Origin of the sequence: Pseudomonas sp. Irchel s3f7, assembly GCF_900187615.1 — a bacterium.
Classification (GTDB): domain Bacteria; phylum Pseudomonadota; class Gammaproteobacteria; order Pseudomonadales; family Pseudomonadaceae; genus Aquipseudomonas.
In genome coordinates this window covers 1-23519 of sequence record NZ_FYDO01000028.1, presented here as the reverse complement: position 1 = coordinate 23519, position 23519 = coordinate 1, and the positions used below count along the sequence as shown (strand labels likewise).

The window sequence follows — 23519 nt, the reverse complement described above, 5'->3', positions numbered from 1 at the left end:
GATTGACTGCCATGACGACCGCAACCGACACCCTGCTCAACGTCCTCGAACACTGCGATATGGTGGAGATCGACGGCTTGCACGCTTTCGAATTCTCCCTCGATGAGATCGATAACCTGCACATTGAATGCATGGATGGCCGTGCGGCCAAACACTGGGAGTTCACGCCAGCGCAAATCCAGGCGGCGACCTTCGATCCAACCCTGCAAAGCTGGCTGATCACCGGTGACTCAGGCGAACACCGACTGGTGTGCTTAACAGCATTTCGTGGCGACAACGACGACGAAGACGCAAGTAACGATGCGTAATCTCTGGCCGCTGTTGATGGCCGGCAGCATTGGCGCCATGGGCGTACAAACGGCGATGGCCGAGAATGTCGAATTGCTCGTGGGTTCGTACACGGCAGGCTCGAGCCAGGGGATTTACCGTTTGGCGTTCGACAACGCCACCGGGCAAATCAACCCCGTCCCCCTGCAAGTGGTCAGCAGCGAAAACCCGTCATGGCTGACCCTGTCCAAGGATCAGCGGCACCTGTTTGTGGTCAACGAAAACGGACCGGGCCAGACCGATCCGGTAGGGCGCGTCAGCAGTTTTGCCATTGATCCCAAGACCCATGAACTGAGCCTGACAAGCCATTTGCAAAGCCTGGGCAACGAGCCGACCCATTCGAGCCTCAGCGCCGATGGCAGCCACTTGTTCGTCAGCAATTACTCGGTGGCCGAAGACCCGGGCGGTACGCTGGCGGTATTGCCGGTGACCGCCGATGGCAAACTTGAAGCAGTGGTGCAGATGAGCAGCCATCCGGCGAGTCGGGTCAATCCCGAGCGGCAGATGTCGTCGCACGTGCATTCCACGGTGTCATCGCCGGACGGCAAGTACGTGTTTTCCAACGATCTGGGCGCGGATAAGGTCTTTGTCTATCGCTTCGACCCCAAGGCGAATCCCGAGCTGCCATTGACCCCGGCCACCCCGGCATTTGTGCAACTGCCACCCGGCAGCGGGCCGCGTCATCTGTTGTTCAGCGCCGATGGCAAGCACGCGTGGCTGACCATGGAAATGAGCGCGCAGGTCGCGGTGTTCGATTACCGCGATGGCAAGCTTGAGCAGACGCAGATGGTCGATCTGGCGGCCGGCCAACCGATTTCAGACAAGGCAGCAGCGGCGTTGCACGCTTCGGTCGATGGCAAGTTTCTGTATGTCAGCAACCGTGGCACGGCCAACCAGTTGTTGGTGTTTGCCGTGGATCCGGCGACTGGACATCTCAAGGAGCTGCAGCGCAGGGCGGTTGAAGGTGATCATCCTCGGGAGTTCAGCCTCGATCCGAGTGGCAAGTTCCTGCTGATCGCCAACCAGAAGAGCAACCAGATTGTCGTCGTCGAGCGCGATGCCAAGACCGGGCTACTGGGCAAAACCGTGCAAAAACTGCCGATGGATGCCCCGAGCGATCTCAAGTTCTTGGTGCGTCAATAGGCCGCAGGCCCCGGTTGATGGGGCCTGCATCCTTTTATCAATTGCGCTGATATGTGGTACTGCTACAAAGCATTTCAAGGCTCCCATCCTCCACGGTTAAGTTTGCTTCACGGCCCCACCGGGCAAACAAGCCAACTGAATCCGAGGAATACCGCCATGAACTTCAACCTCTTCTCCGTCATCGCCGCTTCCGCCATTTCTGCCACCGTTGCGCTGCCAGCCAGCGCCAACGTTGAAATCAGCGACAAAAAAAACCACACCCAGAGCTACACCCAGAAATACCTGCAACAAAGCGCCAATTTCTACGCCGCGCTGGATCACAAGACTCACGCCTGAAATTTCAGCCCTGCACCTGTTATGCAGGAGCGAACTCACTGGATGATCGACGACTGAAATGTCGAAAACCATCAGAGTGATGTCGCTCCTGCATAGCGCGTTTACGACAGTGTCAGTTGGCCATCAATGTAGCGCTTGATATCACAAGGCCATACGCTTAAATTTGACGCCGGTTTTTCGACTTCCCCTTGAGCAAGGATCGACAACATGGCGATGCGTGTGGCATTGGTTTTCCTGTTTCTCTATTCAGCCCCCATTCTTTCCTCCGTGGAGACTGTTTCCGGTGAACCGGAAGCGGCCCGCGAACGCTTGATGAGTTTTATCGAAGGCTGAAACAGTTCAACGGGCTGGGGTTTTTTGTGGCGAGGGAGCTTGCTCCCGTTGGGTTGCGAAGCGACCCTGTTTTTTTCAGGTATACCCAGTTAGCCAATTTGCGGCTGCTACGCAGCCGAGCGGGAGCAAGCTCCCTCGCCACAGAGCCACAGAGCCACAGAGCCACAGAGCCACAGAGCCACAGAGCTACAGAACCACATTGTTTACTTGCGCATTACGCCGGTAAATAACTCCGAGTCCAGAAACCGCTGCAACCAGTCCTGCAAGCGCCGATACGGCGTCTGCGCGAACCAGTCACGGTCGACGTGGGCGAACTGGCGCACGAACGGCATCAACGCCACATCGGCCAGGCTTGGATGGCTGGCCAGCAAATAATCACGTCCCTCCAGCAATTCATCCAGCCTTTGCAAAAACACCTCGCCCTCGCCGCGATAAACCTCCATCGGCTGCTCGGGATAACGCTCGGCGTACTTGTAGCGATTCAAGTGCACCTTGAACACCTGATCGTTCTGTTCGATCAAAGGGGCGATTTGCACCGCTGCGCCAGGATCATCCTTGAGCAACCAGTCCTGCGGGTCGTTCTGCGCCAGCGCCCAACGCATGATGTCGAGGCTTTCGTCGATCACACGGCCATCTGCATTCAACACCGGCACCGTGCCTTTGCCCGATAGCGCAAGCATCTCGTCAGGCTTGGCCTTGAGGCTGACTTCGACAATGTCCACGGCCACGCCCGAATAGCGCAGGGCCATGCGCGCCCGCATCGCGTACGGGCAACGGCGGAAGGAATACAGCGTGTTCATTTCACCTCCACGGTGCTCAGGCCGTTGCCCTGGCGGCGGACCTGAATCTGCACTGGAATCCGTTCATGCATTTCCTGTACGTGGGAAATCACCGCGACCTTGCGCCCCTGCGCCTGCAAGCCGTCGAGGGCGTCCATGGCCAGTTGCAGGGATTCCGGATCGAGGCTGCCGAAACCTTCGTCGATGAACAACGATTCGATCTTCAAGGTGCTCGACGCCATCGACGCGAGCCCGAGCGCCAGTGCCAGCGACACCAGGAACGTTTCGCCTCCTGATAACGAGTGCACCGAGCGCAGTTCGTCGCCCATTTCGGTGTCCATCACCAGCAGGCCCAACATGCTGCCGCCGCGCTTGAGGCGATAGCGGCGCACCAGTTGGCGCAATTGCACGTTGGCGTGGTGCACCAGCAAGTCGAGATTGTAAGCCTGGGCGATCTTGCGAAAGGTGTCGCCGGTGGCCGAGCCGATCAATGCATTGAGACGTGCCCAGCGCTGGTACTCGCTGTAGGCATCGGCGATTTGCTGCGCCAGGGCCTGATTGGCGTTTTGCCGGCGCTGGTCTTCGGCCTGCTCTGCGCGCAATTCGGCGCAACGCTGTTCGCTGGTTCCGAACAGGTGCTGCAAGTCCGTCAGTGCGGTGGCGAGTTGCTCGGCGTCGAGGTTGCCGTTGTGCTGTGCCTGATGCTCCGCCAGGCGCTTATCGCGTTCCTGAAGCAGGACTTTGGCTTGCTCGATGGCTTTTTCGCTTTGCTGCAAGCGATGACGCAAGTCACTGACCTGCTGGTCGTCGATACTCAGCAGTTCATCGAGACCGCCGTCGTCGAGCTCCGGGTGCAAGGCTCGCCAGTCGGCGATCTTGCCGCTCAAGGCTCGATTTTCGGTTTCCAGTGCCAGCAGGCGTTCTTGCTGGGCCTTGAGTTCCGCGGCCAGTTGCACCAGTGACGTACGAACCGTTTGCAGTTCCTGGGCGGCGGCGGATTCCGCCGAGCGTGCCAGAGCGACAGCCTGATCGAGTTGCTGCTGCCATTGTTCAGCTGTGGTGTGCTGACCGAGCAGTTGCAAGAGCTTCTGCTGGATGGCGTGTTGCTGTTCGTTGAGCGCGGTGAACTGTTGGCTGGTTGCGTCCAGTTGCTGAGTCCGGGTGAGCTGGCGGTCCTGCTCCTTTTCCAGTGTCTGCTGGCGCTGTTGCTGTTCGTCGAGCTCTTCGCGCTGTTGATCAAGCTGTTCCAGGCGCTGGGCGATCTGCCGGTCGAGCTGCATGAACGTTGCGGCAGGTTCGTCGCGCAGCGCTTGCAGGGTGTCGGCGGGGAGCAGGGTGCTGAACGCGGTCAGTTCTTCGTCCAGACGCTGGCGATCGCTGGTCAATTCGCGTTGCTGGTTGAGCAGATGCTGGGTCGCTTGCTGACTGGCCGTTTCAGCGTTGCGCAGTTGCAGAGCCAACCGTGCAGCATCCTGTTGCAGGGTGAGCAGGGCGCTCTGGCGTTGTTCGTCGTCGGCGATGCTCTGGTTCAACTGGCTGTTTTGTCGCGCCAGCCAGGCATCGCGTTTGGCGGCGTCCTGGCCCAGCAACTGCCCCGACAGCGGATGTGCTTCCAGACTCGGCGCCAGGCTCTGCTGCTGAATCGCCAGTTGTTCCTGTTGTTGCAGCAGTTCTTTTTGTCGGGCGATCACGCCGCCGACTTCCGCACGCAGGTCGGTGAGCTTCTCCTTGAGCAGGTCCACGGCTTTCTGCGCAGTGGCCTGTTCATTTTCATCAAAGCGACCGAGGCTTTGCAGCAGCGCTTCGGGCTGATGATACGGATGCTCGGCGCTGCCGCAGACCGGGCACGGTTGATCGTCTTGCAGCTGGGTGCGCAACTCTTCAACGCTGGCGCTGCGGGCCAGACGCTGACGTTCAAGTAACTCGCGGGTGACGCTCAAGGTCTGTTCGGCGACCGCCAGTTCATGCTTGGCCTGCACGCCGTCCTGGGTCAGGCGTTCACGGTCTTGCTGCGCCGTCAGTTGACGTTGTTGCAATTCGCCGCTGCGCTGGTCCAGTTCCTGCTGGCTGGCCCACAGCCGTGTCAGTTCTTCGAAGGCGCGCAATTGCTTGCGGTTGTCCTGCAACAGGCTGCCAAGAATCTGGATCTGTTCGGCTACCGCTTCGGGCTCGGCGCCGGCCTCTTTGTAGAGCACTTCCAAATGTTGCTTTTGCGCGGCCAGTTCTTCGGCGGCGCGGGTGGCGCTGAGTTCCAGCGCGGCCAGTTCGGCCTGGCCTTTGTTCAGGCGGTTGCCCACCAGCATCAACTGTTGCAGGCGATCCCGGTAAGCGTTCCAGGCATCGCTCAACGGTGCCAGATGAGCGCTTTGCTCAAGCTCGGTGCCGATCCGTTGCAAGCGCTCGGCAACCAACTTCTGCTGTTCGAGCAGGCCTTGAATCGTGGTTTGTCCCTGCGTGCAGGCCAATTCGGCTTGCTGCTTGAGGTCCGCACTCAGGCGGGTGTCTTTGACCAGGCGGGCGAGGGTGTTTTGCTCGTCGAAGGCCTGGCGCAGCAGTGGTGCGTTGGCGCTGTGTTGGCTTTGCGCTTCGGTCAGGGCGGATTGAGCGGCAATCTGGCTGGCTTCGAGCTGGGCCTGGCGCGCCTGCGATTGCTCTTGCTGCGCCGTGTGCTGCTGAATCTGCGCTGCCAGAGGCGTGAGCTGGGCAGTGAGTTCGGTCTGGCGCGCGAACTGGTGGCGTTGCGGCGCCAGTTGTTCCAGGCGGGTCAGCTTCAAGCGTTCGCCGGCCAGACTGTCCCAATGCTGTTGGGCTGACTGCAATTGTTCGGTGGCGGCCCGTTGCTGGTCCTGCAATTGGCGCAGGTCCTTGAGCCAGGTGTGTTGCAGCTCGAGTTGCTTGAGCTGTGCCTGCTGGGTCTTGAGTTGTTGCTGTGCCTCACCGAAACGCTGGTCCAGTTCGGCACGGGCTTCGGGCGAAAGCGGTGTGACACCGCTGGCCTTATCCTGCAGCAGTTTGTGGGCCTCGCGGGCTTCTTTGGTCTTGTCGAAAGCCCGGCGACCGAGACGGGTGTACAGCGCGGTGTCGGTGAGTTTTTCCAGCAGCTCGCTGCGGTCGTTGTCATCGGCCTTGAGGAAGGCGCTGAATTCGCTTTGCGCCAGCAGCACGGCGCGAGTGAACTGTTCGAAGTTCAGGCCCAGTGCGGCTTCGAGCTGGGTCTTGTACTCGCCTTTCTGGCTGGCGAGCAGTTGATCCTGATCGATGTCACGCAAGCTTTGGCGGCTGGCTTGCAGTTTGCCGGCGGCTTTGTCGCGGGCGCGGTTGGCTTCCCAGCGCGCCCGATAGCGGCGGCCGTCGATACCGACGAAATCCACTTCGGCATAACCTTCGCCGGTACCGCGTCGCAGCAGGGTGCGCGGATCACCGGTGCCGATTTCGCCATCGGCGTCCGGCACCTTGGCGTCACGACCGGTGTTGTTCAGGCGGGGTACGGCACCGAACAACGCCAGGCACAAGGCATCGAGCAGGGTACTTTTGCCGGCGCCGGTCGGGCCGGTGATGGCGAACAGTCCGGCACTGGCCAAGGGTTCGGCAGTGAAATCGATTTCAAACGGCCCGGCCAGCGAGGCGAGGTTTTTCAGGCGGATCGCGAGAATTTTCATGGCTGTTCGCTCTCCATTTGTACGTCCTGCAACAGCTCGGCAAAGTCCTTGAGGGTCTGTTCGTCGACCTCGCTGCCGTAATTGTCTTGCCAGGCACGGCTGAACAGTTCCTGGGGCGTGAGCTGGTCCAGTTCGATCAACGCGTTGCCATCGTCTGCACCGTCACGGCTGCCGTTGCCGGCGTACTCGGCGGCGATGCGCACCAGGCGCACGGCTTTGCCTTGCAGGGCGGTTTCCACTTGGTGGCGCAAGTCCGGCTGCGGCTCGTCAAGATGCACCCGTACTTCGAGCCACGGTTGACGCTGGAGATCGGCCAGCAGGTCGATGTTCGGCAGGTCCGCCAGTTGCAGGAGGATGTCCGCCAGCGGTGCCGGGCCGATGCGCTGCAAATTGACTGCGCGGGGAATCAGTTTCGGCTCGACGCTGACCAGGGTTTCGCCGTCGAGCGTGACGTGAAGAATCTGATGCTGATAACCGATCTCGGAAAACGACAACGGAATCGGCGAACCGCAGTAGCGAATGCGTTCTTCGCCGTTGACCTTCTGTGGCTTGTGCAAGTGACCGAGGGCGACGTAGCTGATACTCGGCCCGAACAGGCTGGCGGGCAGGGCCTCGGCGTTGCCGATGATCAGGCTGCGCTCGGAGTCTTCCGATACCGATCCGCCCGCCATGTGCGCGTGGCTGATGGCGATCAGGGCCTGACCCTTCTGGCGTTTGGCATTGGCCGCTTCGATCAGCCATTCATGCACCTGGCCGATGCCGCGCAAATAATTGTCGCCCAAATGCGCGCCGGTGACTTCGGCGGGCCGCAGGAACGGCAACGCCAGGCACCAGCCGGTGATTTCACCACTGGCATCGGGCAAGGGCAGCAACAGGCGCTCGGCGTCCAATTGACCGTCATCGAGCCACAACACCCGACCCAACGCATGGGTACGCAAACGGCGCATCAACGGCGCGGGCAGTTCGATGCGCGAGCCGGAATCGTGGTTGCCGGCAATCATCACGATGGTCAGTAACGGCTGTTGTTCGTGGGCGCTGACGATGAAGTCGTAGAGACGCTCCTGGGCTTTGACCGGCGGGTTGACCGTGTCGAAGATATCGCCGGCAATCAGCAGCGCATCAGGCTGGTCCAGCTTCAATTGACGCAGCAGCCAGTCGAGGAAACAGCCGTGTTCGAAATCGCGATCCTGGCCGTGCAGGTTCTGCCCGAGATGCCAGTCGGAGGTGTGAAACAAGCGCAAGGCGGACTCCGCTACAAAATAGGTGATGGCCGCGTGGAAAATGAAGGCGGCGAAAGGGGAGGAGTTTACTGGCAAAAAAGTCCTGTCGCTCGGTGGATGTTTTGGAACCTTATGCCTGTGGCGAGGGAGCTTGCTCCCGCTGGGCGGCGAAGCTGCCCCCTTGAGACCTTTGATGAATATTGTGCGAGCCGAATGACGACTGCTGCGCAGCCGAGCGGGAGCAAGCTCCCTCGCCACGGAAAAACATCTGATCCCAGCCAAAATTCATTGCCATCAGGATGGGGGCTATTTCGGATAAAGCGGCGGCAACCCACTGTCACCCACCGGATCCTGAACCCGCTCGGCAATCGGAATCGCCTTGATCGCACGCCACAGCTCTTCGCCTTGCCAGTGCTGGCCGGTTTCGCTGTAGAGCGCGCCGTTCAGGCCGTCGAGGGCGTCGGACAGGGGGACGAATCGTGCGGCCATGTCGGCCAGGGTTTCCGGTTGTTGCCGGGCCCAGGCATCGAGGGCCTGGCGGGTGGCGTGGGAGTCGTTGGCCTGGCAGGCGCGCTTGAGGTCGTCGAGCACGGTGCGCGGGCTCGGGCCGGTTTGGGCCGTGCGCAGGAGCGCCGGTTTCCAGCGACCGCGCCACCAGAGACCGAAGCCGAGCAGGGTGGTGCAGGCGAGGATCAGCGTACTGAGTTTCCAGCGCCAGAGTGTTCCGCTGTCGGCACTGGATTCGACGGGTGAGGTGCTGGCCGGTGTATCGACTACAAGGCTCGGATTGACCGCCACAAGCAGCGTGCGGGCGGGCAGGCTGCTGTGTTCCAGATGATCTTCAAAGGTGTTCCACCACACCACGTCGACGCCGGGCAGGTCAACGGCGCCGGTACGGGTCGGCACCAGGGCTTCACGGTCTTCCCGACTGCCGACCAGACCCCGTTCGGTGTTCTGGTTGCCGAGCACCGGCTGATCGGGGTAGCGGCGCAGCCCGGCGACCTCTGTGCCGGGCAAGGGCGGCAATTGCGTGCTGGCCAATCCATCGGCTTTCACGATCAGGCTGCGGGTCAGCGAGTCGCCGACCTGTGCGCGATCCGGTTCCGGATTCCAGCTTTCGCTCAGGGACAGGCTGCGCGCAGGCAGCCAAGGGGCGTCGGCCGGATAGGTCGCGGGTTTGGCCTTGACGGTCAGCAGCAACTCAGTGGAACTGACGCGCATCAGTTTGCCGGACCTCGGATCCTGAGCGCCAGAGTCGTGTTGCGCCTGTGCGGCAACGAGCGCGGCACTGAAGTTCTGGGCCGGAATAATCAGCTCACCGCTGTGTTGCGGGTAGATTGCATAGCGCTTTTCGATCACCCCGTGGCGCAGGCCGTCGATGTCTTTTTCGTAGGTGCGCGGGTCACCCAGTGATTCGATGCGCGCGTCGGGAATTTGCAGAGGCGGCAGGCTACTGTCGTCGTACAGAGACACCGAATGGTAGACGCGCAGGGTCAATATGGCCTGAGCCTGCACGTAGACGCTGCTTTGATCGAGGCTGGCGTCAATGAACACCGGCGCGCGTTTGTTCGGGTTATCGGGTGTTTCGCTCTCGATCACTTGCAGGGTGATCGGCTGGCTCTGGAGGTCGCCCAGTTGCAGTGAGGGAATGACCACGCTGCCATTTTGGCGGGGCAGCAGGGTGATGATCCATCGCGTGGTGGCCCGATTGTCACCATTGAGGGTATTCAACTGGTTGACCTGGCGAGTGCCGCGCACGTCGAACAGCGGTTCCAGTGGTATCAGGTCAGGTTTGCCGAACTGTGTGACATCGGTGGATTCCAGGGTCAGTTCGACTGTTTCGCCTGAACTCAGGCGACTGCGATCCACACTGGCAACCAGCTCCCCAGCCTGGGCCTGTACTGCCCAAATCAGCAGGGCGAGCAATAAAGCGGTGAAGCGGGTCATCGAGTATTTTCCTGATCCTGATGTTGTTGCTGTTCGTACCAGAATTTGCGCCTGAGCAATTCACCGGGGTCATCCGGGATCTGCCGTAGCCATTGCTCCAGTGCCTGGCGCTGCTCACCTTCAAGGCTGTCGGTGACGGGACGCAAGGGCGGCGTGGTGTGTTGCTCATCACCCAGTTCGCTGCCCGGGACTTCATTGGAACCGGGTTTTGGCGGTGCGGTGGGCGGTGGCTCGTCGCCCGGCTCGGCTGGTTTGCCCTCGGCACTGGCTTCGTCGCTGTTCGATGGCTCGATGGCGGCGCTTGGTGGTGCAGGGGGCGGATCGATATCGGGCTGGGTGCTCGGGGTTTTCTCCGGTTCAGGGGCCGTCGGATCGATTTTCAGCTTGAGCAGACTTTCTACCAACGCCTTGTTGGTCAGGGCCGGGCGCAAATCCGGTTGCCGTTCCAGTGCCTGTTCATAAGCGTCGAGCGCAGCCTCCAGCTCACCGCTTCTTGCGAGGGCGTTACCCCGATTGTAGTGGGCGTGGGCGTCATCGCCTTCGGCGAAGCGTTCGGCGGCTGCGGCGTAATCACCGGCTTCATAGAGTGCCACGCCTTGCCATTGATGGTCTTCGAAATGCTGCGCAGCTTCAGCCGGCTGTTTTTTCTTGAGCAAATGCAGGCCTTGCTGATCGGGGCGCAGCCACAGGTCTTCGAAATCGAATGCATAGACGGGTTGCGGCAACGCGAACAGCAGCGGCAGGCAGAACAGCCAGCCACGGCGACCCGCGCATGCCGCGAGCAGCAACAGCGGAAGCAGCAGCCAGTAACCCTGATCCGCCCAAGTGTCGAGGCGCAACGTCTGGCCATCGTTTCGCAGGGTGCGCGGACCGTCGAGCAGGCCGAGGGCGCGCAAGTCGCTATCACTCAGGCGCGCGTGGCGATAGCGTCCATCCAGGTCGTTGACAAAGGACTTCAAGCCCGGCTCGTCCAGACGTGACACCAGGATCGCGCCCTGTTCGTCCTTGAGGAAGCTGCCGTCCTCCTGAGTGATCGGCGACCCTTCGGCGGTGCCGATGCCAAGCATCAAAAACTCTGTCGATTGACCGCGCATTGCCCGGCGAATGCCCTGGCGCTCCTGTTCCGTCAGTGACGAGCCAATCAACAGGATCCGACCGTCACCGAGGGCGCCCTGTTGCAGCAGGTTCAGGGCCTTGTCCACGGCCAGGTCGGCGCGATGGCCGGCCTCGGGCATCAGTGATGGCTTGAGCGCATCGAGCAGGTTGCGGCTGGTGGACAGGTCATCCGACAGCGGCACCAGCGTGTGCGCACTGCCGGCGTAGACGACGATCGCGGTCTGGGCGTCGCTGCGGGCCTGCAACAGGTCGAGCAGTTTGCGTCGGGCCTGTTCCAGTCGATTCGGCGTCACGTCGGTGGCGAGCATTTCCGGCGTCAGTTCAAGAATTACCACCAGTGGGTCGGCGGGTTTCTGGCTGGTCTGTTCGACGCGAGTCCAGCCCGGCCCCAACAGGGCGAGTACGGTCAACATCCACGCCAGACCCAGGGCGATCCATGGCAACTTGCTGTCGCGGCCGTCGCCGCCACTGAGCAGCGCGGCATGAAAGGCAGGCGGCAGAATCATTTGCCAGCGCCCGGCGCGCTTCTTGCGGTGCCAGAGTTGCCACAGCAGCCAGCCAAGCAGCGGCAACAACAGCAACCACCAGGGTCGGAACCAGAACGGCCACAACGCACTCATCTTCGCCTCCGAAGACGCAGGCGTTTGAGTCGTTCGCGCCAGTCAGGCAACAGTTGCGTTTGAGCGAACATTTGTTTGGTCATCAGGCGTTGCAGCGGATTGTCCGGCCAGAGCGTGCGGCCCACCAGCAACAGGCTCAACCACAGCGCCAGGGCCAGCGGCCAGTGATACAACGCTTGGGCCGGGCGGGCCTGGGTCGGTTGCTGAGTCACCGGTTCCAGCTGGTCGAGGGTGTCCTTGATCGCCTGCAACTCCTTGGCATCGTGGGCACGGAAATACTGGCCGCCGGTGGCCGCAGCGATGGCCTGAAGGGCCGGTTCGTCCAGGTCCAGGCTCGGATTGACGCCGAGAAAACCGACGGTACCGCTTTGTTCCGGATCGGCGCCGATGCCGATCGGGTAGATTTTTACACCTTCTTTGGCGGCCAGTCGCGCAGCGGTGAGCGGGTCGATTTCGCCGCCATTGTTGGCGCCGTCAGTGACGAGAATCAGCACACGGCTTCGCGCCGGGCGTTGGCGCAGGCGTTTAAGGGCTAGACCGATGGCGTCGCCGATGGCGGTATTTTTGCCAGCGATGCCGATGCGCGCTTCATCGAGCCACACGCGAACAGTGCGTCGATCGAACGTCAGCGGTGCCTGCACGTAAGCCTGACTGCCGAACAGGATCAGACCGACGCGATCGCCCTCACGGTTTTCAAGGAAGTCGCCGAGCAAGTGCTGAACCAGCTCAAGCCGGCTGACCTCTTCGTCCTGCCACTTCATGTCCGGGAAGTCCATCGAGCCGGAGACGTCCACAGCCACCAGCAAATCACGGCCACTGGCGGCAATGGGTAGTGGCTCGCCGAGCCATTGCGGGCGCGCCGCGGCCACCAACAGAAACAACCAGATCAGCATGAACGGTGCCTGTTGCCGCCACGCTGGCAGATTGGCCCGGGCACGGCGCCCGGCGAGGCCTTCGAGGTCGCTGAGGAAACTGACCTTGAGTGCGGGTTCGCCGCTGTCGGCCACCGGCAACACCAGGCGCATCAGCCAAGGCAACGGCAACAGGGCGAACATCCACGGCCAGGCGAATTCAAACATGCTTGCGAATCCATGTGTCGACGGCTTGGGTCAGGCCAGCGATGGCCTTGTCGTCGAGTTTGCATTCGGGTTTGTAGGCGCCTTCCACCAGCACCATCCAGCGCGTCAGTCCCGCCGCGGGGCAGCGGTTATCGAGGAATGCCAGCCATTTACGTCCGTTGAGCGTGTGGCTCTGGCTGTAGGGGTAATGGTTGCGGCACAAACGCTTGAGCAAGCCGTTCAGTTGCTGCAACCACGCACCGGCGGGCGCGCCATCGTAGGGTTTTGGCATCAGCGCCAGTTCCGCCAGCGCGGCGAGACGCACTGGGTCGAGCGATTGTTCGGCGCGTACCACAGGCTGCTTTTTCGGAAAGAAACTCGGCAGCTTCCACACACCGAAACCTATCAGTGGCAGCAATAACAACAGCAACCACCAGCCCGGCGCCGGCGGCCAGAAACCGATCGGAGGCGGGAGAATCAGCGGTTGCAGTTGATCGAGTCCGCTCATCGTCCTTTCCCCGCATTCTGTGGGTTCAGGTACTCGCGCAGTTGCTCGACCATCTCGCTTTGGGTGCTCAAAGGCATCATCAATACGCGCAATTTCTGCGCCAGCAGTTCCCAGCGGGCGATCCGCACTTCGGCCTGGGCGCGATACGTCTGGCGCAGTTCGAAATTGAGGGTGTCGAGTTCCAGTTGCGCGCCGCGCTCGGCGAAGCGCAAAAGTCCGGCGGCGGGGAGGGCATGATCCAGCGGATCGGACAGTGGCAGCAGCAACAGGTCGCAATGTCGCGACAACAGGCTCAATTGTTGTTCGGCACTGTCTGAAAGGGCACGTTCGTCGCAGATCACGATCACCAGACTGCCCGGGCGCGAAACCTCTCGGGCGCGGCGCAGGGCAATGCCAAAGGCATCGCGGTCCGGCTCACTTTCGGTGTGCAGTGACTGGTTGACCCGCACGAGCCGGTTGAGCAGTTGCAGCAGGCTTTGTTTGCTGCGTCGGGGCTTGATCTCGTAGTGCTCGTTGTCGCCGAACACCAGCCCGCCGACCCGGTCGTTATGACCCAGCGCGGCCCAGCCGATCAGGCTCGCAGCTTGAGCGGCGAGCACGGATTTGAACATCAGCCCCGAGCCGAAAAACAGTCGGCGGCTTTGTTCGACCATGATGAAAATCGGCCGCTCGCGCTCCTCATGGAACAGCTTGGTATGTGGCTCCTGCGTCCGGGCAGTCACGCGCCAGTCGATGGTGCGCACATCGTCGCCGGCCTGATAGACCCGCACCTGATCGAAGTCCACACCGCGTCCGCGCAACTTGGAGTGGTGCAGGCCAATCAGCGGGCTGCGCTGGCTCGGTGTGGAGAACAACTGCACTTCACGCACGCGATGGCGCATCTCGATCAGCTCGGCGAGGCTGACGCGGATGCCCGGTTCGGGCGGCAGGATCGCATTCATCGGGGTCAAGCGACGGCTACGACGTCGAGAATCCGCTGGACCACCCGGTCCTGATCGATGCCGGCGGCTTCGGCTTCAAAGGAAAGAATGATGCGGTGGCGCAGTACGTCGAACAGCACGGCCTGAATGTCTTCGGGGCTGACGAAGTCACGACCGGCCAGCCAGGCATGGGCGCGGGCGCAGCGGTCCAGGGCAATGGAGCCGCGAGGGCTGGCGCCGTAGGCGATCCACTCGGCCATTTCCGGGTCGAACTTGGCCGGGGTGCGCGTGGCCATGACCAGTTGCACCAGGTATTCCTCCACGGCGTCGGCCATGTACAAACCGAGGATTTCCTTGCGTGCGGCGAAGATTGCCTGCTGACTGACCCGGCGCTCGGGTTTGGTTTCGCCGTTCAGGGCTTCGCCCCGGGCCTGCTGCAGGATGCGGCGTTCGACGGTGGCATCGGGGAAACCGATTTTGACGTGCATCAGGAAACGGTCGAGTTGGGCTTCGGGCAGCGGATAGGTGCCTTCCTGCTCGATCGGGTTCTGCGTGGCCATCACCAGAAACAGCGGTGACAACTCATACGTGCTGCGCCCGACACTGACCTGACGCTCGGCCATGGCTTCGAGCAATGCCGACTGAACCTTGGCCGGAGCACGGTTGATTTCGTCCGCCAACACCAGGTTGTGGAAAATCGGGCCTTGCTGGAACACGAAGCTGCCGGTTTCCGGACGATAGATTTCCGTGCCGGTGATGTCGGCCGGCAACAGGTCCGGAGTGAACTGGATGCGATGGAACTGGGCTTCGATGCCTTCAGCGAGTTCTTTGATGGCCTTGGTCTTGGCCAGGCCAGGGGCACCCTCGACCAGCATGTGGCCGTCGGCAAGCAGGGCGATGAGCAAGCGCTCGATGAGTTTTTCCTGGCCGAGAATCTGCGTTGAAAGAAAGGTTCGCAGCGCTAGCAGCGCCTCACGATGTTCCATCGATGACTGTTCCTGGAAAAGGGTGGCCGAGGCGTTCGAAATACGCCAAGGCTGGGGGCGTTACTTTAATCCATCGCGGGGGGCGGCGACTAACGGCATTTTGTGCAATTTGCAGGGATTTGAACCTGTTCGCGCCCTTCGCAGGGAAAAGGGATCAGCCATGCAGGTAATGCTCCTCTGTTTGAAGGTCGCTCAGCAGCAGTTTTACGGCTTTGCGTTTGACCAATTCACACCACGGACCGTCGTCAACAATGGCGCCCTCCTGCATGACGATGACTCGATCAAAGCGATGCAGATGCCGGACATCATGGGTTACACAAATCAGTCCATGCGCGGCAAATGTTTCAAACAACAAATCCCACACTGGCGTAGCGAGCTTCGGCTCGATCGATGCACTGGGTTCATCGAACAAATTGAACCGCCCTGGCCTGTTGATCACGCGCAGCAATGACAATCGTTTGCCCTCTCCACCCGATATGTTGGATGCGTTTTCGCTGATGTTGCGATGGGAAACGATATCTTCAAGGTCAAGCCGTTGTATTGCATCGCTCAGATGGGGGGAGGGAGGCATTCCGAACAATACGGAGATATCGAATTGACCCTCCAGAAACTGCGGTAATTGAGGGCAATACCTCAGCGAGTTCAAATGGGCCTCGGCGCTTAAGCGGGAGATCGGTATGTCATCAATGCTCAAGTGATTCCTCACTGAAGCATTTAACCCGGCCAGCGTCTCAAGCAATGTGGATTTACCCGCACCGCTGGGCCCGGTAATGGCTACTGACTGGCCTTGAGAGAAAGTAACGCTGCTCTCAATTGAGAGTCGGGTTGTGTCGGCGTCGCCCACCACACAAGGCTCAAGGACCAGCTTCGAGACGCGTCGGGATTGGATGTCGGTCTGGCGATTACTATCGTCAAAGTTTGGCAGTGCCAAAAGCTGCTGCATGCGTCGTTGATCCGCCAGAAACTGATCAAGTACCCGATAACCCTCCGTCAACGCAGTGATGTTCAGCAAAAAGCTTCCAGCAATGGAAAAAATGGCAACCAGTTGCCCAACGCTGATACCAGGTTCGCTTGAAAGCTGACCGAGAACCCCCCAACTGAGGAGCCCTCCCGTAGAGAGACTTACAAACAGGACTTTCGCTCCGTTCAGGAAACCGCCAGAGCTTGCCGCGATAACCGCGGCTTCGGCGTATTGGACGAAGGCCCGGTTCAGAGGCTTTGTTGCGGTGTGCTCTGCGCGTTCCAGTTTTATAGACTTGCCAATGTTGATGGTGTTGAACAAGACGCCGCTCAGCTCATCCTCTTGTTCATTGACTGCATCGATGTGCTTTCGGCGCCACCTGATGATCTGGTGAGCCACGAAGAGATAGACAATGCCAAGAGAGGTCATTGCCAGAAAAATTCCGGTGCCACCCATGTAGACAAAAGCACTGGCGACAATCAGAAACTCCACGCACAGAGGAAGGCCAACGGTCACAAAAAATGTCAGCAGTTGCTCATTTGCCGTTATCCCACGCTCAACTGACTTTATAAAGTAACCAATACGCCAAGAACTGAATTGAAGGAATTCTTTGCGCATAAGTTGGGCAATCCACTCGATGGATGCATTCATTACGGCCTGCTGTACCAACTTGGACAGGAAGAAAATTTGCAGTGGGTGAATGATTGCCTGAATACATCCGGCCAGTGTGAAGCCTGCTGTTAACAATAAGAGTGTGTTGAGTGTGGACGGATTGCTGCTGTTCAGGGTGTCGACAATTTTACCCAATAGTAATGGTGGGGCTAGCGACATTATTTTTAGTGCGAATATAGTGGTGCATGTTGAGATCAGCAATGCAGTGTATTTTTTGCAGGTTGTTCTAATAATTGTCTGCATGGGTTGCCTGAAAAACAAGTGGGTTTCGAGGTTGGCGTAGGATTCGTTGTGGGGCGACCAGGCTCCCATTTCTTATGATGTTGAAGCGTTCAAGGCCAGGAATATAAGCCTGGCAGACAATGCCGTCATCAGCGTATTGAGTGACGACTCTGTGGTAAATGGTCCTGTTGGTCGCCAATAGATTTTGTCTCAGCGCGTCTAGTTGCGAAGGAACACTTGCTACGTAAGCTCTGAGAGGGAGGTCCAGCAGTGGAAGTCTCAGGTTTTTTACGGGGTTCAGGTCGATAAGGCATCGTAATATTTTTGAATTCGCTAGAAAGTTTAGTGTTTTTCTGTCTTTGGCTTCTTGTGTGTCGTCATAAAGTGCGTCGACTTGAAATTGTTCTGTTACGGCTTTTTTTCGGAAGTGATTAATTAATAGCAGTGAGTTTGTGGTGCGGACAGTTCATCACTTCCTAAGCCGATGTAGGCCCGCTCTTGGCGGGATGTAGGATGAAAGTCGTCAATTTTCTGATTGTGTTGTTGTATCGTTTTTTTTGTTTTTGATTCAATGGGATGGCGTGTTTAGTTTTGTACTGGGAAGGAAGCGGAATGTAGTCCGTACTTACGGACATCCGACTTTTTAGGGGGAGTGATGAAGGGATCTCGCTGGCACCTTTGTTGGCAAGCCTGTTCCTACGGGTCTAATGCGATGCAAATCGACTGTAGGAGCTGGCTTGCCAGCGAAAGCGGTCTGTCAGGCCAGCTGGCTGATATACGTTCCAGTCCCTTTCAGAATGTTCTGCAAGGTTTCTTCCACTTCAGCCAGATCCACCATGTCAGCATCAAAGGTGATCTCCAGCACATCATCCCCATTCAGCGCATCGGCATCCGCCGCCGCGATTTCGATCTTCAGCAGCGTAGGGCTAAGGGTCACTTTGACGCCATCGAGGGTCGAAGGCTCGCCATCGAGGGTGATCTCCAGCTCGTCTTCATCCGGGTAGCGGCTCATCAGGAACATCTCGCCCTGGGCGCTGTGGCAGCAGACCATGGCCATGTTGTCTTCTTCGTCGTCGCAAGGGTTGACGATCAAGAGGGCGGTTTTCATTTTCATGGGAAATTCCTGGCTCGACGAGCGTGGTAAACGCAACAAAGGGCAATTCTGCCAGCCCGCACACATTTCTGCTCGTTGAGCGTCAATGTCCCGCTAACGGACAGTCAGTGTGTTACCGGTCATTTCTAGTACGTACGTCCCGTAAAACCGCACAGAAAACCGTCATTTTCCTGTGCGAATGCTAGTGTTGTTCCAAGCGTACGCCTTGAGCTGCGTACCGTTGACCGAATATGTCGCAGCACCGCAAGCACGGGCCTTGCCGCTCTGGTTAAGCTGCGCAACGGATGAGCACCCGTAAAGGCATTGCGCTGTTCGCAGCCCAGTCGTTTTTGCAGATGCCCATTCACGGAAGGTGAATGTGACCCGAGTGTCCCGTCCAGCTTCACCCACCTGTCACCCTGTTTCCTCTGCCCGAGAATCAGGAGCGGGGTGACGGGTAGCCCCGAACAGGGGTTTTGCACGCGACGCTTCCATCAATAACAAGCCCAAGCGGAGTACCACAGATGGCGTTCTTCACCGCAGCCAGCAAAGCCGACTTCCAGCACCAACTGCAAGCGGCACTGGCGCAGCACATCAGTGAACAGGCACTGCCACAAGTGGCGCTGTTCGCTGAACAATTCTTCGGCATCATTTCCCTGGACGAGTTGACTCAACGTCGGTTGTCCGACCTCGCTGGCTGTACTCTTTCTGCGTGGCGCCTGCTTGAGCGCTTCGATCACGCGCAACCCCAAGTGCGCGTCTACAACCCCGATTACGAACGCCACGGCTGGCAGTCGACCCACACTGCGGTCGAAGTGCTGCACCACGACCTGCCATTTTTGGTGGACTCGGTGCGCACCGAGCTGAACCGCCGCGGTTACAGCATCCACACCCTGCAAACGACCGTGCTCAGCGTGCGTCGTGGCAGCAAGGGCGAGTTGCTGGAAATCCTGCCGAAAGGCACCCAGGGCGACGACATCCTGCAAGAGTCGTTGATGTACCTGGAAATCGACCGTTGCGCCAATACCGCCGAACTCAATGTGCTGACCAAAGAGCTGGAGCAAGTGCTCGGCGAAGTCCGCGTTGCAGTGGGCGATTTTGAGCCGATGAAGGCCAAGGTTCAGGACATCCTGACCAAACTGGACAACAGCCAGTTCGCCGTCGATGCCGACGAAAAGAACGAAATCAAGAGTTTCCTGGAATGGCTGGTGGGCAACCACTTCACCTTCCTCGGCTACGAAGAATTTGTGGTCAACGACGAGGCCGATGGCGGCCACATCGTCTACGACAAGGACTCCTTCCTCGGCCTGACCAAACTGCTGCGCGCCGGCCTGACCTACGATGACCTGCGCATCGAAGACTACGCCGTGAACTACCTGCGCGAACCGACCCTGCTGTCGTTCGCCAAGGCCGCACACCCAAGCCGTGTACACCGTCCGGCTTACCCCGATTACGTGTCGATCCGTGAAATCGACGCCGATGGCAAGGTCATCAAGGAATGTCGTTTCATGGGCCTGTACACCTCGTCGGTGTATGGCGAGAGCGTGCGGGTCATCCCGTTCATCCGCCGCAAGGTCGAGGAAATCGAACACCGTTCGGGCTTCCAGTCCAAGGCTCACCTGGGCAAGGAATTGGCGCAGGTGCTCGAAGTGCTGCCGCGCGATGACCTGTTCCAGACCCCGGTCGACGAGCTGTTCAGCACCGTGATGTCGATCGTGCAGATCCAGGAACGCAACAAGATCCGCGTGTTCCTGCGCAAAGACCCGTACGGCCGTTTCTGCTACTGCCTGGCCTACGTGCCGCGTGACATCTATTCCACCGAAGTGCGCCAGAAGATCCAGCAAGTGCTGATGGATCGCCTGAAAGCTTCGGACTGCGAGTTCTGGACCTTCTTCTCCGAGTCCGTGCTGGCCCGCGTGCAGTTGATCCTGCGTGTTGATCCGAAAAACCGCCTGGATATCGACCCGCTGCTGCTGGAAAAAGAAGTGGTTCAGGCCTGCCGCAGCTGGCAGGACGACTACGCCGCACTGACCGTCGAAAGTTTCGGCGAAGCCCACGGCACCAACGTGCTGGCCGACTTCCCGAAAGGCTTCCCGGCCGGTTATCGCGAGCGTTTCGCAGCGCATTCGGCTGTGGTCGACATGCAGCATCTGCTGAGCCTCAACGAAAAAAATCCGTTGGTGATGAGCTTCTATCAGCCGCTGGGCCAGGTGTCCGGTCAGCGCATGCTGCATTGCAAGCTGTATCACGCCGACACCCCGCTGGCGCTGTCTGACGTACTGCCGATCCTGGAAAACCTCGGTCTGCGCGTGTTGGGTGAATTCCCGTATCGCCTGCGCCACAACAGTGGCCGCGAGTTCTGGATTCACGATTTCGCGTTCACTGCTGCCGAAGGCCTGGAACTCGACATCCAGCAACTCAATGACACGCTGCAGGACGCCTTCGTCCACATCGTGCGCGGCGATGCCGAAAACGATGCGTTCAACCGCCTGGTGTTGACCGCCGGCCTGCCATGGCGTGACGTTGCACTGCTGCGTGCTTACGCCCGCTACATGAAGCAGATTCGTCTGGGCTTCGACCTGGGTTACATCGCCAGCACCCTGAACAACCACACCGACATCGCTCGCGAGCTGACCCGGTTGTTCAAGACCCGTTTCTACCTGGCGCGCAAGCTGAGCAGCGACGACCTCGAACAACGTCTGGAACACGCCATTCTGGCCGCGCTGGACGACGTCCAGGTGTTGAACGAAGACCGTATCCTGCGTCGCTACCTTGATCTGATCAAAGCGACCCTGCGTACCAACTTCTACCAGACCGATGCCAACGGCCATAACAAGTCGTACTTCAGCTTCAAGTTCAACCCGCACTTGATTCCTGAGTTGCCGAAGCCGGTTCCGAAGTTCGAAATCTTCGTTTACTCGCCGCGCGTCGAAGGCGTGCACCTGCGCTTCGGCAACGTCGCTCGGGGTGGTCTGCGCTGGTCCGACCGTGAAGAGGACTTCCGTACCGAAGTCCTGGGCCTGGTAAAAGCCCAGCAAGTGAAGAACTCGGTCATCGTGCCGGTGGGTGCGAAGGGCGGCTTCCTGCCGCGTCGCCTGCCACTGGGCGGCAGCCGTGACGAGATCGCGGCCGAGGGCATTGCCTGCTACCGCATCTTCATTTCCGGTCTGTTGGACATCACCGACAACCTGAAGGACGGCGCACTGGTTCCGCCGGCCAACGTCGTGCGTCATGACGACGATGACCCGTACCTGGTAGTGGCCGCGGACAAAGGCACTGCAACCTTCTCCGACATCGCCAACGGCATCGCCATCGACTACGGCTTCTGGCTGGGCGACGCGTTTGCGTCCGGTGGTTCGGCCGGTTACGACCACAAGAAAATGGGCATCACCGCCAAAGGCGCGTGGGTTGGCGTTCAGCGCCACTTCCGCGAGCGCGGCATCAACGTCCAGGAAGACAGCATCACTGTCGTCGGCGTCGGCGACATGGCCGGTGACGTGTTCGGTAACGGCCTGTTGATGTCCGACAAGCTGAAACTGGTCGCAGCGTTCAACCACCTGCACATCTTCATCGATCCGAACCCTGAGCCGGCGTCGAGTTTCGCCGAACGTCAGCGCCTGTTCGACCTGCCACGTTCGTCGTGGTCGGATTACGACACCAGCCTCATGTCCGAAGGTGGCGGCATCTTCTCCCGTAGCGCGAAGAGCATTGCGATTTCCCCGCAGATGCAAGAGCGCTTCGACATCAAGGCCGACAAACTGACCCCGACCGAACTGCTCAATGCCTTGCTCAAGGCACCCGTGGATCTGTTGTGGAACGGCGGTATCGGTACTTACGTCAAGGCCAGCACCGAAAGCCACGCCGATGTCGGCGACAAGGCCAACGATGCACTGCGCGTGAACGGCAACGAACTGCGCTGCAAAGTCGTGGGCGAGGGCGGTAACCTCGGCATGACCCAACTGGGTCGTGTGGAATTCGGTCTCAATGGCGGCGGTTCCAACACCGACTTCATCGACAACGCCGGTGGCGTGGACTGCTCCGACCACGAAGTGAACATCAAGATCCTGCTGAACGAAGTGGTTCAGGCTGGCGACATGACCGACAAGCAACGTAATGAGTTGCTGGCGAGCATGACCGACGAAGTCGGTGGTCTGGTGCTGGGCAACAACTACAAGCAGACTCAGGCCCTGTCGTTGGCAGCCCGCCGCGCATTGCCGCGGATTGCCGAATACAAGCGTCTGATGAACGATCTGGAAGGCCGCGGCAAGCTGGATCGCGCCATCGAGTTCCTGCCGGCTGAAGAGGCCATCAACGAACGCATCGCTGAAGGCCATGGCCTGACCCGTGCCGAGTTGTCGGTGTTGATCTCCTACAGCAAGATCGACCTCAAGGAGCAGTTGCTGGGCTCCCTGGTGCCGGACGACGACTACCTGACCCGCGACATGGAAACCGCTTTCCCGCCGACGCTGGTGAGCAAGTTCTCCGCGGCCATGCGCCGTCACCGTCTGAAGCGCGAAATCGTCAGCACCCAGATCGCCAACGACCTGGTCAACCACATGGGCATCACCTTCGTTCAGCGACTCAAAGAGTCGACCGGCATGAGCCCGGCGAACGTGGCTGGCGCTTATGTAATCGTGCGTGACATTTTCCATCTCCCGCACTGGTTCCGTCAGATCGAAGCCCTGGACTACCAGGTCTCCGCCGACGTGCAACTGGAGCTGATGGACGAGCTGATGCGTCTGGGCCGTCGCGCCACGCGCTGGTTCCTGCGCACCCGTCGCAACGAGCAGAACGCTGCCCGTGACGTCGCGCACTTCGGTCCGCATCTGGCAGCGCTGGGCCTCAAGCTCGACGAACTGCTGGAAGGCCCGACCCGCGAAGGCTGGCAGACCCGTTACCAGGCTTACGTCGCGGCTGGCGTGCCTGAGTTGCTGGCGCGCATGGTTGCAGGTACGACTCACCTGTACACCTTGCTGCCAATCATCGAGGCTTCCGACGTGACCGGCCAGAACGCCGCCGACGTAGCGAAGGCTTACTTCGCCGTGGGCAGCGCGCTGGACATCACTTGGTACCTGCAACAGATCAGCGCTCTGCCGGTTGAAAACAACTGGCAGGCCCTGGCCCGTGAAGCGTTCCGTGATGACGTCGACTGGCAGCAACGTGCGATCACCATCTCGGTCCTGCAACAGGGCGACGGCACCCAGGACGTGGAAGCACGCCTGGCGCTGTGGATGGAGCAGCACGCGAGCATGATCGAGCGCTGGCGCACCATGCTGGTGGAAATCCGTGCCGCCAGCGGCACCGATTACGCCATGTACGCGGTCGCCAACCGCGAACTGCTGGACCTGGCGTTGAGCGGGCAGGCGGTTGTACCTGCCGCTGTCGCTGCTGAGCTGGAACCGGCGGCCTGATCAGGCGCTGAATGAAAAAACCCGCATCGAGAGATGCGGGTTTTTTTTGCCTGCAGGTTTTGTGGTGTTTGATCGGGCCTCATCGCGAGCAGGCTCGCTCCTATGTATGGACTCGCCCCCACTGTCTACCTGCTTTTTAAACACTGCTACCCGGTTGCATCTATGTATAAGGCCTATTCGAGGAAGCCATCTTTGGCTTCTGGCCAAC

16 protein-coding genes are annotated in these 23519 nt (G+C 59.8%); 5 read left to right on the top strand and 11 right to left on the bottom strand.

Annotation, left to right across the window (positions count from 1 at the left end):
* Window positions 1–11 precede the first annotated feature (11 nt).
* The 4 genes from CKW19_RS22250 (at window position 12) to CKW19_RS29195 (ending at window position 2139) form a co-directional block, all read left to right on the top strand.
* Window positions 12–308, top strand: coding sequence for a DUF5629 family protein (locus CKW19_RS22250; RefSeq protein WP_095059882.1), 297 nt, complete (start codon window positions 12–14; stop codon window positions 306–308).
* On the top strand, window positions 301–1470 hold the full coding sequence (locus CKW19_RS22245; protein WP_095059881.1) for a lactonase family protein: 1170 nt from the start codon (window positions 301–303) through the stop codon (window positions 1468–1470). Before CKW19_RS22250 ends, CKW19_RS22245 begins: the two co-directional genes overlap by 8 nt.
* 156 nt (window positions 1471–1626) lie before the next feature.
* Window positions 1627–1806 carry a hypothetical protein gene (locus CKW19_RS22240; protein WP_095059880.1) on the top strand — a complete coding sequence of 60 codons (180 nt, stop codon included), beginning with the start codon at window positions 1627–1629 and terminating at the stop codon, window positions 1804–1806.
* A 207-nt stretch (window positions 1807–2013) separates the two neighbouring features.
* On the top strand, window positions 2014–2139 hold the full coding sequence (locus CKW19_RS29195) for a hypothetical protein (RefSeq protein WP_256580366.1): 126 nt from the start codon (window positions 2014–2016) through the stop codon (window positions 2137–2139).
* A gap of 203 nt (window positions 2140–2342) precedes the next feature.
* Here CKW19_RS29195 and CKW19_RS22235 read toward each other — a convergent pair whose 3' ends face one another.
* From CKW19_RS22235 to CKW19_RS22185, 11 genes are all read right to left on the bottom strand, one after another.
* Window positions 2343–2939, bottom strand: coding sequence for a glutathione S-transferase (locus tag CKW19_RS22235; RefSeq protein ID WP_095059879.1), 597 nt, complete (start codon window positions 2937–2939; stop codon window positions 2343–2345).
* Window positions 2936–6577 (bottom strand): AAA family ATPase, encoded by a 3642-nt coding sequence (locus tag CKW19_RS22230; protein ID WP_095059878.1) that lies wholly within the window; start codon window positions 6575–6577, stop codon window positions 2936–2938. Before CKW19_RS22230 ends, CKW19_RS22235 begins: the two co-directional genes overlap by 4 nt.
* Window positions 6574–7818: an exonuclease SbcCD subunit D C-terminal domain-containing protein gene (locus tag CKW19_RS22225; RefSeq protein ID WP_095059937.1), complete on the bottom strand. Its 1245-nt coding sequence runs from the start codon at window positions 7816–7818 to the stop codon at window positions 6574–6576. The genes CKW19_RS22230 and CKW19_RS22225 overlap by 4 nt, the downstream gene beginning before the upstream one ends.
* A 285-nt stretch (window positions 7819–8103) precedes the next feature.
* Window positions 8104–9744 (bottom strand): BatD family protein, encoded by a 1641-nt coding sequence (locus tag CKW19_RS22220; RefSeq protein ID WP_095059877.1) that lies wholly within the window; start codon window positions 9742–9744, stop codon window positions 8104–8106.
* Window positions 9741–11480: a VWA domain-containing protein gene (locus CKW19_RS22215; RefSeq protein ID WP_095059876.1), complete on the bottom strand. Its 1740-nt coding sequence runs from the start codon at window positions 11478–11480 to the stop codon at window positions 9741–9743. The genes CKW19_RS22220 and CKW19_RS22215 overlap by 4 nt, the downstream gene beginning before the upstream one ends.
* On the bottom strand, window positions 11477–12559 hold the full coding sequence (locus tag CKW19_RS22210; RefSeq protein ID WP_095059875.1) for a VWA domain-containing protein: 1083 nt from the start codon (window positions 12557–12559) through the stop codon (window positions 11477–11479). The genes CKW19_RS22215 and CKW19_RS22210 overlap by 4 nt, the downstream gene beginning before the upstream one ends.
* Window positions 12552–13046 (bottom strand): DUF4381 domain-containing protein, encoded by a 495-nt coding sequence (locus CKW19_RS22205; RefSeq protein ID WP_095059874.1) that lies wholly within the window; start codon window positions 13044–13046, stop codon window positions 12552–12554. The genes CKW19_RS22210 and CKW19_RS22205 overlap by 8 nt, the downstream gene beginning before the upstream one ends.
* Complete coding sequence (locus CKW19_RS22200) at window positions 13043–13987, bottom strand: DUF58 domain-containing protein (protein WP_095059873.1); 945 nt, start codon at window positions 13985–13987, stop codon at window positions 13043–13045. Before CKW19_RS22200 ends, CKW19_RS22205 begins: the two co-directional genes overlap by 4 nt.
* 5 nt (window positions 13988–13992) lie before the next feature.
* Window positions 13993–14952 (bottom strand): MoxR family ATPase, encoded by a 960-nt coding sequence (locus tag CKW19_RS22195; RefSeq protein WP_053158878.1) that lies wholly within the window; start codon window positions 14950–14952, stop codon window positions 13993–13995.
* Window positions 14953–15106: 154 nt separating this feature from the next.
* A complete protein-coding gene (locus CKW19_RS22190; RefSeq protein ID WP_095059936.1) occupies window positions 15107–16828 on the bottom strand; it encodes an ATP-binding cassette domain-containing protein in 1722 nt (573 codons plus the stop codon).
* 736 nt (window positions 16829–17564) lie between these two features.
* A complete protein-coding gene (locus CKW19_RS22185; protein ID WP_095059872.1) occupies window positions 17565–17921 on the bottom strand; it encodes a hypothetical protein in 357 nt (118 codons plus the stop codon).
* Window positions 17922–18424: 503 nt separating this feature from the next.
* Between CKW19_RS22185 and CKW19_RS22180 the strand changes: the two genes are divergently transcribed.
* Window positions 18425–23311 (top strand): NAD-glutamate dehydrogenase, encoded by a 4887-nt coding sequence (locus CKW19_RS22180; protein ID WP_095059871.1) that lies wholly within the window; start codon window positions 18425–18427, stop codon window positions 23309–23311.
* Window positions 23312–23519 lie beyond the last annotated feature (208 nt).